The 10,335-nt window shown below is 62.9% G+C and carries 12 protein-coding genes; 8 read left to right on the top strand and 4 right to left on the bottom strand.

Going from position 1 to position 10,335, the window contains the following annotated elements:
* From VFL62_RS08530 to aat, 5 genes are all read left to right on the top strand, one after another.
* Nucleotides 1-1,141, top strand: a 1,141-nt coding sequence (locus tag VFL62_RS08530; RefSeq protein ID WP_325171933.1) for an acetyl-CoA carboxylase biotin carboxylase subunit, incomplete at its 5' end; no start/stop codon positions are given.
* A 252-nt stretch (nt 1,142-1,393) separates the two neighbouring features.
* Nucleotides 1,394-2,923, top strand: a complete 1,530-nt coding sequence (locus VFL62_RS08535; RefSeq protein WP_325171934.1) for a sensor histidine kinase — start codon at nt 1,394-1,396, stop codon at nt 2,921-2,923.
* On the top strand, nt 2,920-3,360 hold the full coding sequence (locus VFL62_RS08540; protein ID WP_325171935.1) for a response regulator: 441 nt from the start codon (nt 2,920-2,922) through the stop codon (nt 3,358-3,360). Before VFL62_RS08535 ends, VFL62_RS08540 begins: the two co-directional genes overlap by 4 nt.
* Nucleotides 3,357-4,448 (top strand): sensor histidine kinase, encoded by a 1,092-nt coding sequence (locus VFL62_RS08545; protein ID WP_325171936.1) that lies wholly within the window; start codon nt 3,357-3,359, stop codon nt 4,446-4,448. Before VFL62_RS08540 ends, VFL62_RS08545 begins: the two co-directional genes overlap by 4 nt.
* Before the next feature lie 67 nt (nt 4,449-4,515).
* Nucleotides 4,516-5,193 (top strand): leucyl/phenylalanyl-tRNA--protein transferase, encoded by a 678-nt coding sequence (aat, locus tag VFL62_RS08550; RefSeq protein ID WP_325171937.1) that lies wholly within the window; start codon nt 4,516-4,518, stop codon nt 5,191-5,193.
* Between the two features lie 48 nt (nt 5,194-5,241).
* Here aat and VFL62_RS08555 read toward each other — a convergent pair whose 3' ends face one another.
* Entirely contained in the window at nt 5,242-6,225 is a 984-nt protein-coding gene (locus VFL62_RS08555) for a DUF2155 domain-containing protein (RefSeq protein ID WP_325171938.1), read from the bottom strand.
* 229 nt (nt 6,226-6,454) lie between these two features.
* Between VFL62_RS08555 and VFL62_RS08560 the strand changes: the two genes are divergently transcribed.
* Entirely contained in the window at nt 6,455-7,402 is a 948-nt protein-coding gene (locus VFL62_RS08560; protein WP_325171939.1) for an alpha/beta hydrolase, read from the top strand.
* 45 nt (nt 7,403-7,447) lie between these two features.
* Here VFL62_RS08560 and VFL62_RS08565 read toward each other — a convergent pair whose 3' ends face one another.
* A complete protein-coding gene (locus VFL62_RS08565; RefSeq protein WP_325171940.1) occupies nt 7,448-7,894 on the bottom strand; it encodes an isoprenylcysteine carboxylmethyltransferase family protein in 447 nt (148 codons plus the stop codon).
* A 421-nt stretch (nt 7,895-8,315) separates the two neighbouring features.
* Between VFL62_RS08565 and VFL62_RS08570 the strand changes: the two genes are divergently transcribed.
* Nucleotides 8,316-8,996: a hypothetical protein gene (locus tag VFL62_RS08570; protein ID WP_325171941.1), complete on the top strand. Its 681-nt coding sequence runs from the start codon at nt 8,316-8,318 to the stop codon at nt 8,994-8,996.
* Nucleotides 8,997-9,137: 141 nt separating this feature from the next.
* Here VFL62_RS08570 and VFL62_RS08575 read toward each other — a convergent pair whose 3' ends face one another.
* Complete coding sequence (locus VFL62_RS08575; protein WP_325171942.1) at nt 9,138-9,356, bottom strand: hypothetical protein; 219 nt, start codon at nt 9,354-9,356, stop codon at nt 9,138-9,140.
* 199 nt (nt 9,357-9,555) lie between these two features.
* Here VFL62_RS08575 and VFL62_RS08580 point away from each other — a divergent pair, with 199 nt between their 5' ends.
* Nucleotides 9,556-9,912, top strand: a complete 357-nt coding sequence (locus VFL62_RS08580) for a hypothetical protein (protein ID WP_325171943.1) — start codon at nt 9,556-9,558, stop codon at nt 9,910-9,912.
* A gap of 36 nt (nt 9,913-9,948) precedes the next feature.
* On the opposite strand, the gene VFL62_RS08585 is transcribed toward VFL62_RS08580, so the two are convergent.
* Entirely contained in the window at nt 9,949-10,164 is a 216-nt protein-coding gene (locus VFL62_RS08585; protein WP_325171944.1) for a hypothetical protein, read from the bottom strand.
* Nucleotides 10,165-10,335: the final 171 nt, after the last annotated feature.

A 10,335-nucleotide genomic window follows, 5' to 3' on the forward strand; every position in this document is an offset into this window, starting at 1 on the left:
CGAGATCACCGGCGCCGATGCCGTGCATCCCGGCTATGGCTTCCTGTCGGAAAACGCGCGCTTTGCCGAAATTCTCGCCGACCACAATCTGCATTTCATCGGTCCGAAGGCCGAGCACATCCGCCTGATGGGCGACAAGATAGAGGCCAAGAAGACCGCCAAGCGCCTCGGAATTCCCGTCGTGCCGGGCTCCGCCGGCGCGGTCAGCGCCAGTGACGATGCGATGGCAATCGCAAAGGACATCGGTTTTCCGGTGCTGGTGAAGGCAGCCGCTGGCGGCGGCGGGCGCGGCATGAAGGTGGCGCAGACCGCGCAGGACCTCGCGCTTGCGCTTTCGACCGCCGCGAACGAAGCCAAGTCTGCCTTCGGTGATGCATCCGTCTATCTGGAAAAATACCTGCAGAAGCCGCGCCACATCGAAATCCAGGTGCTCGGCGATGGCCGCGGCGGCGCCATCCATCTCGGCGAGCGCGATTGCTCGCTGCAACGGCGGCATCAGAAAGTCTGGGAGGAAGGTCCCTCGCCGGCGCTCGATGCGAGCGCACGCAACCGGATCGGCGGCATCGTCGCCAAAGCGATGCAGGAGATGAAATATCTCGGCGTCGGCACCGTCGAATTCCTGTACGAAGACGGCGAGTTCTACTTCATCGAGATGAACACCCGCATTCAGGTCGAGCACCCCGTAACCGAGATGATTACCGGGATCGACCTCGTGCTGGAGCAGATCCGCATCGCCGCCGGCGGCGACCTTCCCGCCACGCAGGATCAGGTGCAGGTCAACGGTCACGCCATCGAATGCCGGGTCAATGCCGAAAACCCTGTCAGCTTCCGTCCCTCACCCGGCAAGATCATGCAATACCATCCGCCCGGCGGCCTTGGCGTGCGGATCGATTCCGCCGTTTATCAGGGTTATGTGATCCCGCCGTATTATGACTCGCTGGTCGGCAAGCTGATCGTGCACGGCAAGACGCGGGCCGAATGCCTGATGCGGCTGCGCCGCGCGCTCGACGAAATGGTGGTGGACGGCATCGAGACCACGCTTCCGCTGTTCCGTGCGCTGGTGCGCGAGGCGGACATCATCGACGGCGACTATCATATTCACTGGCTCGAGCAGTACCTCGCCGGCCAGTCGGCGAACTGATGCGCCGATTCCGGTTCCCCTGATGGAACCAACAACCGGCCCGCGCGTTACGCCAGCGGGAGCATTCCCCGCAGGTTTTCTTGATTTTACCTGGTGCGACGGTCGGGACATCCGCATCGTCGGCGCCGCGAATTCGCTGTGCGGGCTTTGAGCCGCACATGCTCACATAACAGGTCTGCCAGTGTCCTTTCGATCCGACGCTCGAAATGTGGCTCCGAATAATGCTAAGACCTTGGGAACCGGGACGCTCGCGTGACAATCGACAAGCCGCAGGTGCAGGGCGGACGCGCCATCTGGCAGACCTTGCTGCTTGCAGCCGGATTTCTGGTGCTGGTCGCCATCAGCGCGCTCTCGGTCATTCTGGTCGACCTCGCGCGTCAAGACAACGACTGGGTGGTGCACACCGTCGAGGTGGAAAACCAGATTTCCACGCTGCTGCTGCGCATTCGCACGACCGAAAGCGCGGCGCGCGGCTACCTTCTTACCGAAGAACAGCGCTTCCTCGATGAATATCTCGACGCCGCCGCCAAGGTCCATTCCGATATCGACGAACTGATCCGGCTGGCCGGCGACAATCCCGCGCAGACCGACGGCTCCAATCGGTTGCGGCAGCCGGTTCAGGCGCGTTTGGACGAGTTCGAAAAGGCGATCGGTTTTGCCAGCCGGCACGACACCGCCGGCGGCATACAGATGCTGCGCACGTCCGATTCAGGCAAGGCCGTCGAGAGCATCAATGAGATTGCCGGCCAAATGCGAACGGAAGAAGAGCGCCTGTTCACGCTGCGCACCCAGACCGCAGACCGCACCGAGCGCCTTGCCTCGATCGTGACGGTCGTGGGCTCCGGCCTCGTCGTGCTGCTGGGCGCCATTTCCGTCGCTCTGGTGCGGCGCTCGACCCGCGCGCGTGATGAAGCCGAAGCGCAGCTGCGCGATACAAATCTCAATCTCGAAGCCACGGTGGATGAGCGCACTGCCGACCTGCGCGAGGCCAACAACGAGATCCAGCGTTTTGCCTATATCGTGAGCCACGATCTTCGCTCGCCGCTCGTCAACATCATGGGATTTACCAGCGAGCTCGAAGAACTGCGGGCCGACATCTTCAAGCGGATTGCGGCGCTGCATCTCGCTGCAGCCCCGTCCGCATTGCCTGAACTGGACGGCGAGCCCGCGCTGGAGCCACAGGACAGGCAGTTGCAATCGGATTTCTCCGAAGCACTCGAATTCATCAAATCGTCGATTGCGAAAATGGACCGGCTGATTTCGGCGATCCTCAATCTCACCCGGGAAGGACGACGCGAATTCGAACCGGTCGAGATCGACATGAAAGAACTGATCGAGGCGATCGTGACTACGGTCGCGCACCAGGCGGCGGAGGCCAACGCACAGATACACATCGAGCCGCTGCCCGAAATCACCAGCGACCGCCTCGCCATCGAGCAGATCTTCTCCAACCTGATCGACAACGCACTTAAATACCTCAAGCCGGGCGTCGCCGGCGACATTTCGGTGCGCGGCCGCACCAAACTTGGATATGCGATCTTCGAGGTTTCCGATAACGGCCGCGGGATCGATCCGAAAGACCACCAACGCATCTTCGATCTATTCCGCCGCGCCGGCCTGCAGGACAAGCCCGGACAAGGCATCGGACTGGCCCATGTCCGCGCCCTTGTGCGGCGGCTCGGCGGCACCATGTCGGTGACGTCGGAACTTGATGCAGGAAGCACCTTCACAGTAACCCTTCCCGTCAAATGGAAAGCCAGCCAACGGAACAGAGATACATGAGCAAGCCGGTCACCATTATCATGATCGAGGACGACGAGGGTCACGCCCGTCTGATCGAACGCAACATCAGGCGCTCCGGGGTCAATAACGAAATCGTGCCGTTTACGGACGGCACGACCGCTGTACGCTACCTGTTCGGAGCCGACGGCTCCGGTCTTGAGCGCAAGGGGGAAGCCCTGCTGATCCTGCTCGATTTGAACCTTCCCGACATGGGCGGGATCGAGATCCTGCAGCGGGTCAAGGAAAACAAGCATCTGAAATCGAGTCCGGTGGTCGTGCTGACGACGACGGACGACTCCCAGGAAATCAGGCGCTGCTATGAACTCGGCTGCAACGTCTACATCACCAAACCCGTCAACTACGAGAGCTTCGCCAACGCCATTCGTCAGCTCGGCTTGTTCTTCTCGGTCATCCAGGTGCCCCCGACCGCCATATGAGCGCTGACACCCCCACCCTGCTCTATATCGACGACGACAAGGCTCTGGCGCGCCTGGTCGATCGCGGCCTGACGCGCCTTGGACTGAAGGTGGTGCACGCCGAAAGCGGGACGGCGGGGCTGGACCGTCTGGCCCAGGGCGGCATCGACGTCATCGCGCTCGATCAGTACATGCCGGGCCTGGACGGACTGGAAACGCTGGAGCGGATCATGGCGATTGCGAACGCCCCGCCGGTGGTATTCGTCACCGCCTCGCAGGACTCCACAATCGCCGTCACCGCGCTCAAGGCGGGAGCTGCCGACTATCTCGTCAAGGACGCGCATGGCGACTTCATCCCCCTGCTTCAGGTCGCCGTCGACGGCGCGCTGCGCCAGGCGCGGCTGCAAAAGGCCCGCGACGAGGCCGAGGCCGAAGTGCATGCCGCCCGCGACCGCTTTGCGGCGCTCGCCGCCGAGCGCGAGGTGCTGCTCCGCGAGGTCAATCACCGCGTCGGCAACAGTTTGCAGATCATCGCATCGCTGCTTCATCTGCAGGCAAGCTCGGCCGTCCAGGACGACGTCAAGGCCGCACTCACCAATGCGATGGGGCGCGTCGCCGCCGTGGCTCAGGTCCATCGCCGGCTCTATACGTCCCATGACCTCAAGAGCGTCCTGCTCAATCAATATCTCGAGGCTCTGCTCGAGGATCTCAGGCGATCGGCCGAAGGCAACCGGATGTCACGCCTGACGCTGAAGGCCGAACCGATCGAGATCGATCCGGACCGCGCCGTTGCGATCGGGATCATCGTCAATGAGCTGGTGATGAACGCGGTGAAATACGCCTATCCGGACGGCTCCGGCCCGATCCACGTCGATCTCCACGGCCGGGATTCCGAAATCGAATTGTCGATCAGCGATGACGGCGTTGGCCTCAATGCCAAGAGCGATCCGCGCTCGACCGGCATGGGTCAGCGCATCGTGAGTGCGATGGCGGCGAAGCTTTGCGCCGACGTCGAGCGTGACCCGGCCCATTCCGGCACGCGGATCGTGCTGCGCTTTCCGCGGACCACCAGCACGCCGGCCAAGGCAAGCGCAGAAGGCGCAAAGTAGCGTCGTGCTGCCAGCTTTTGCCCGGAGATACCTTGCGAACGCCGGAATCGAAGCTCTACTGTTCACCATGATGTCCCGCGACACTGCCAATTCCGAGATTACGCCCGAGGTGCTGCTGCGCGCCTATGCCTGCGGCATCTTCCCGATGGCCGAGAGCGCCGACGATCCGAGCCTGTTCTGGGTCGAGCCGGAGATGCGCGGCGTGATCCCGCTCGACGGCTTCCATGTCGCCTCTCGCCTCGCCCGCACCGTGCGCTCCAATGCTTTTGCGGTCACCGTCGATCGTGCCTTCAAGGCCGTCATCGCCGGCTGCGCCGCGCCACAGCCCGGGCGCAACGACACCTGGATCAACAAGCGCATCCGCGACCTCTATGTCGGGCTACATGAATTGGGGCATGCGCACAGCGTCGAGGTCTGGAAAGACGACGAACTCGTCGGCGGCCTTTACGGCGTCAATCTCGGCCGCGCCTTCTTCGGCGAGAGCATGTTTCACCATGTCCGCGATGCCTCGAAGGTCGCGCTCGTGCATCTGGTCGCGCGCCTGATCGCCGGCGGCTTCGAATTGCTCGATACGCAATATGTGACCGAGCACCTGCGCGGTTTCGGCGCGGTCGAGATTCCCCGCCGCCGTTACACCGTACTGCTCGACAAGGCGCTCAAGGGTAATGCCGATTTCTACCGCTTGCCGGCTGACGTGGCCCTCGATGGCGCCCGGGCGCTGGAAATCATCGCGGCGCGCGGTTGAACGTATCGCCGCGCCGCGTCGTGGACGCGGCGCCAGGACCCATCAACTTTATTGCCGGAAGATCCCGAACAGGCCACCGGACTGCTGGGGTGGCTGAGGCGGCGGCGGCGGCGGTGGTGGGGGCTGCGGCTGATATTGCGCCTGCGGCGGCGGCATCGGCCGCGGCGCCTGCTGCACCTGTTTCTGGGCCGGTTGGCGTTTTTGCGCCGGCGCAGGCGGCGGCTTCGGCGTATCCGGCTGCACGCTGACGACGGTGGTGTCCGGCGCCTTACAGTCGGTCAGCCAGATATCGTAGATCGGATGTTCGACGCCGTGCAGGCCGGGGCTTGCGGCAAACATCCAGCCCGAGAAGATCCGCTTCACCTCGCCCTGCAAGGTGATCTCGTCCACCTCGACAAAGGCATCGGTGTTGGCCGCTTCCGTCGCCGGGCGCGTATAACAGGCGTCGGTCTTGACGCGCAGCGCGCCGAACTGGACGGTCTCGCCGATATCTTCATCGAAGTTGATGATGCGGCCGGTGATCTTGTCGAGCCCGGAAAAGCTCGCTTTCTTGTTGACGATCTTCTGCGCCGGCGGCTCGGTCACGACTTCGTCGCCGGGCTGCAAGGTCGCCTGTGTCGGTGGAACGGCGCCCTTTTGCCCCGGGCGCTGTCCCGGCGCAACGTTGGCGCCGGGCGGCGCAACGGCCACGTTCGACCCCGGCGCCCCGGGGGCTTGCGGATTTTGCGGAACGACCGTCGTGCCCGGCGGCGGCGCCAGCGGCTGCGAGGTCACGGCTCCCGGCGCCGGCACGCCTTGTCCAGGCAGCGGGCGGTTGGGCGCCGGCAGCAAGCGGCCGCGCGGCAGCTCCGGCACTTCTTCTTCATCATCGGGGATAGCCTGCGGCTGCTGACCACCACGGGGCACGCTGCCCGGCGGTCGCGGCTGATCCGAGAAGATGTTGCCGATCTGGGCATGCGCCGGCGGCGCAAACGAAATCGCCGCGCCCGCAACGAGGGCCGCAATACCGGTCAGAAGCAGGGCTCGATACATGTCGCGGTTTATACAGGCGAATCGGGCGTGCGACACTCAAAAGCTTGCGGTCGCGCGCGGGTTAGCTCGGGTTAACACGCCGAATACGGCGGGGAAAGGGCGGCCTTAGGCCGCGGCCAGTGGCGCGAATTTGGACACCGCGCGCCCGGTGCGGTCGCCCAAGCTGGACCAAGTCCTGCCCGCGATGGAATATCGCGCCGATCAAGGCCGCCTCGGGGTTCCCGCACCTATGTCCGTCATCCTCGATTCCGATGCCGCCCTCGTCTACCAGGCATTCCTTGATGCGGGCCGGCCGGCCTACGAGACGCTCACGCCCGCGGAAGCGCGCGAATATTACCGTCAGGCCCGGCTCGTCACCAATCCCGATCCGCCACTGATGAAATCCGTCGAGCCGCTCGCGGTCACGACGCCCAGCGGCACGATCCCGGCGCGGATCTTTCGGCCGAGGACGTTGAGACAATCGAACGGCCTGTCGCCAGGCCTGGTGTTCTTTCACGGCGGCGGCTGGGTGATCGGCGACCTCGACACCCATGACGTGGTCTGCCGGAAGCTCGCCGACGAAGGCCAGCTCGTCGTCATCTCGGTCGATTATCGCCGCGCGCCCGAATGCAAATTTCCGGCCGCCGTCGATGATGCCACGGCCGCGACGCAATGGGTCGCGGACCATGCGCAAGAGCTTGGCCTCGATGCTGCGCGGCTCGTCGTCGGCGGTGACAGCGCCGGCGGCAATCTCGCCGCGGTCGTTGCGATCTCGGCGCGCGACAATCGCGGCCCCGCGATCTCTGGACAAGTTCTGGTCTATCCCGCCACCGATTTTGCGATGACGCATCCCTCGCATCACGAGCCCGAGACCAGCATCCTGCTCACCCACAACGTGATCCGCTGGTTTCGCGATCATTATCTCAACGACCTCGGCGATATCGAGAACTGGCGTGCCTCGCCTGCCCGCGCCGAAACACTCGCCGGCCTGCCGCCCGCTTATGTCCTGACCGCGGGCGCTGATCCCTTGCGCGACGAAGGCGAGGAATATGCGAAGCGGTTGACGGATTCAGGGGTCGCGGTGATCTATCAAACCTTTCCCGGGCAATTCCACGGCTTCTTCACCATGGGCAAACTGCTCGAGCAGGCCAATGTCGCGGCGCGTGACATCGGCGCGTGGCTGCGCGCGTTGCCCTAGCGTCAGCTTGGCAAATTCGCCGCACCCGGCGCGTCGCCCGTACGATCACACCCAACGCCTGACCTGTCGCACATAGTCGTCGAAAGCACCGTCGAACTGGCGGCGCATCTTGGCTTCCTCGAAGGGAATATGGACGAAGTTCGCGGTCAGGAACACCGCGACAGGCGCCAGAAACATCGGCCAGGCGCCGATCCAAATCGCAATGCCCAATGTCGTCAGCACCAGTCCGAGATACATCGGATTGCGGGTGACGCGATAAGGTCCGTCGACGACCAGCGCGCGGTTCGTCGGCGAGGTCGGGTTGATTTCCGTGCCCGCGCGGCGAAACCTGATGGCCGCCCAGACTGGGAGCACCCAGGCAAGGAACGTCAGGGCAATACCGAGCACAGGCAACGGCAAGCCCGGCACGACGGGCCAGCCGAGCAGCCAGCTGAGGGCGAGCGTCACCACGACGTAAATCAAGGCCCAGATAGGTGGTGGCAATTTGACCATGACGCCTCCATTCGCACGCGCGTGCGTCGGGACGATATCTAAGAACCGCACATCGGCATCGGAAGGCGTCGCGAAATCAATCGTATCGAGATGTGACTTTGTTTCTCTTTGCTTCTCGTTGTGCGCGTCGCCGCGAAGTCATGCACATGGCCTGATGCTGGCGGCGAGCGATGGCGTGCCGCCTCGACGGACATGGCTCGACTTCGCGCTGTCGCAGTTTGATGCTGCAAACTGCGCAAGACGATCCTGCGCCGTCTCACGCCGTCAGCTTGCGGTTTCCGCGTGAGACGATGCCGCATCCCCTCGCCTGCAGCGAATGAAATGCCGGAAATCCTCCGCAACAAATCTCCTGGCGGCCCATCACCTTTCATTAACGACGTCCGCCCAAGCATGACTACGCATTTCGCCAGGAGATTCCTTGATGTCATCGATTTCAGGACTTGGATCCAGCCAATACAGCAGTCCGCTTCAACAGCTCCAAGCGGAGCTTCAATCCGAGGTGTCGGCAGGCACCATCAGTTCAACCGACCAGTCGGCGCTATCGTCCGCGCTGACGAGTATCGATAGTTCATTGAACGCCGGCCAGTCTTCGTCGCCGTCACAGGCTTCAGGTTCGCAAGGTAGCCGCCATCGCGGACCCGGCGACATCAAATCCAAGATCAACGATCTGATACAGGCTCAGGTGACGAGCGGCGCCTTGACCAGCGATCAGGCCAACGAGCTGCAAAATCTCTTCAGCAACACATTCGGTAACGGCCCCGGTGGTCAGGGCGGTCCAGCTGGACCCGGCGGACCGCAAGGAGCCGGCGGACCTCCTCCCGGCGGGCCGCCACCGGGAGCGTCGCCATCCGGAGACGGTTCGAGCACTTCAAGCGCGGCCGCAGCACTCCAGCAGTTGCTCGATAGTTCGTCCTCAAGCTCATCCTCGAGTTCGGCCGATGGCAGCAGCGACAGTTCGTCAACCGACGGCACCTCGGCAAGTACCGTCCTGAAGGACTTCCTGAAGCTGCTGCAGGATGCGCAATCCTTCGCCTATGGCGCCAACGGCGCGACGACGGCCTCCAGCGCGGGGACATCATCGCTCATCAACTATCAGGCCTGAGCACTTGATATCGCCCGCAAGTTTGTGAAACAGATTTCCTTGCGGGCGACCTTCCAACGAGACCCGCTGAAGATTATTCCGCCGGCAGACCTACCCAAACGTCGCGTCCGCTTCGTTCTGCCGCACTCAATGCCGTCGCGACTAATGTTCCTCGCGAGTGGGATCATCATCGCTTTCGCGCGATACTTCAGGGTGAAGTGTCAACACCCGCCGTGCGCTCTGCCAGATCTCGATGCTCTGACCGTCCAGCATCTGCTCGGCTTTGTCTTTGGCTCGCGCATCATTCTCACAGACCAAGTCGACGCGCCGCTGGAAGTGGCCGTCGTCGCCGAGGACGTATATACAATAAGGCTGCGGCATCACCCGCGCTCCCTGCGTTGAGTTGGGCGGGAGCGCAATTGGCGTTCTCATCACAGATGGAAGCCAGACGCCGGGCTGTGACACGGTAAAGTTGCGCCGCAACAGGCTGGCAGTCAATTGGGCGAGAGTGCCAATCCACCCACGCAACTTTGATGGCGTCGAAGAGTTTGTCTTTGTTCGCATTTAGAGAGTTGCATATATGGGTTCCGCGCCGCCTCTTGTCCCCGCCAGTGACGATCACGGAACCGTCTACCTCGTCCTCGACAACGATGGTGGTCGCCTCGGCCCATCATGGCGCGAGACCGATCAGGCCAAGACAGATCTTGCAGCGCTCTTGGTCGACCTCGTCGACGGCCAATACAACGATCCGGTCCGCGTGGTCGCCTTCAACACGGCCGAAGGCTGGGCGCGAGATGCGTCAACGGAGGTCGCCGATCTGATTGCACATGGTTGTGCGCGCGACGGCGTGGATGTCCCGGCTTTCCTTCGACGCTTCGTCGAGCAGCACGGCAGCAAACGTCCGGTAAGACGGACGCCGCCGTTGGCAGATTTGTGATTGTGCAGAGAGCGAAGTCGAAATGCCTTAAGAGTCTTATCCCGTCAGCTTCTTTACAGCGATGTCTGAAATTTTCTGCGGGTCGCTCTCGGTCGCGCCAATCTCGATGATCTTGCGCGCGAGCATTTCGGTGATGGGATCGTTGCGGTCGACGAGACCAATACGGCGCAACGCGTAGGTGTAGGCCGCGTTCAGCCTCGCGACCTCGTCGGGTCTGAGCTTGCTTCCCACCAGCAAGCGGTCGATCGGCATCCCCAATCCTCAGCCGGAGCACACCCGGCGAGCCCTTATAGCATCGAATTGCTGTCCATTCTTTAAGAAACGATAGTTTTCGTGGAAGTCGGGCCGCGCGGTTTTTGAGGTCCTCTCTGGCGGCGCCTTTGCATTCGCTGGGCGAAATGAATAAGTCCCGGCTTCCGTCAC

Origin of the sequence: Bradyrhizobium sp. (assembly GCF_035701725.1) — a bacterium.
GTDB lineage: Bacteria > Pseudomonadota > Alphaproteobacteria > Rhizobiales > Xanthobacteraceae > Bradyrhizobium.

What these genes read in the sequence shown, in the direction of transcription:
- VFL62_RS08540 (WP_325171935.1), top strand. Translation starts at nt 2,920, where the DNA reads ATGAGCAAGCCGGTCACCATTATCATGATCGAGGACGACGAGGGTCAC.
- VFL62_RS08545 (WP_325171936.1), top strand. Translation starts at nt 3,357, where the DNA reads ATGAGCGCTGACACCCCCACCCTGCTCTATATCGACGACGACAAGGCT.
- aat (WP_325171937.1), top strand. Translation starts at nt 4,516, where the DNA reads ATGATGTCCCGCGACACTGCCAATTCCGAGATTACGCCCGAGGTGCTG.
- VFL62_RS08555 (WP_325171938.1), bottom strand. Translation starts at nt 6,225, where the DNA reads ATGTATCGAGCCCTGCTTCTGACCGGTATTGCGGCCCTCGTTGCGGGC.
- VFL62_RS08560 (WP_325171939.1), top strand. Translation starts at nt 6,455, where the DNA reads ATGTCCGTCATCCTCGATTCCGATGCCGCCCTCGTCTACCAGGCATTC.
- VFL62_RS08565 (WP_325171940.1), bottom strand. Translation starts at nt 7,894, where the DNA reads ATGGTCAAATTGCCACCACCTATCTGGGCCTTGATTTACGTCGTGGTG.
- VFL62_RS08570 (WP_325171941.1), top strand. Translation starts at nt 8,316, where the DNA reads ATGTCATCGATTTCAGGACTTGGATCCAGCCAATACAGCAGTCCGCTT.
- VFL62_RS08575 (WP_325171942.1), bottom strand. Translation starts at nt 9,356, where the DNA reads ATGCCGCAGCCTTATTGTATATACGTCCTCGGCGACGACGGCCACTTC.
- VFL62_RS08580 (WP_325171943.1), top strand. Translation starts at nt 9,556, where the DNA reads ATGGGTTCCGCGCCGCCTCTTGTCCCCGCCAGTGACGATCACGGAACC.
- VFL62_RS08585 (WP_325171944.1), bottom strand. Translation starts at nt 10,164, where the DNA reads ATGCCGATCGACCGCTTGCTGGTGGGAAGCAAGCTCAGACCCGACGAG.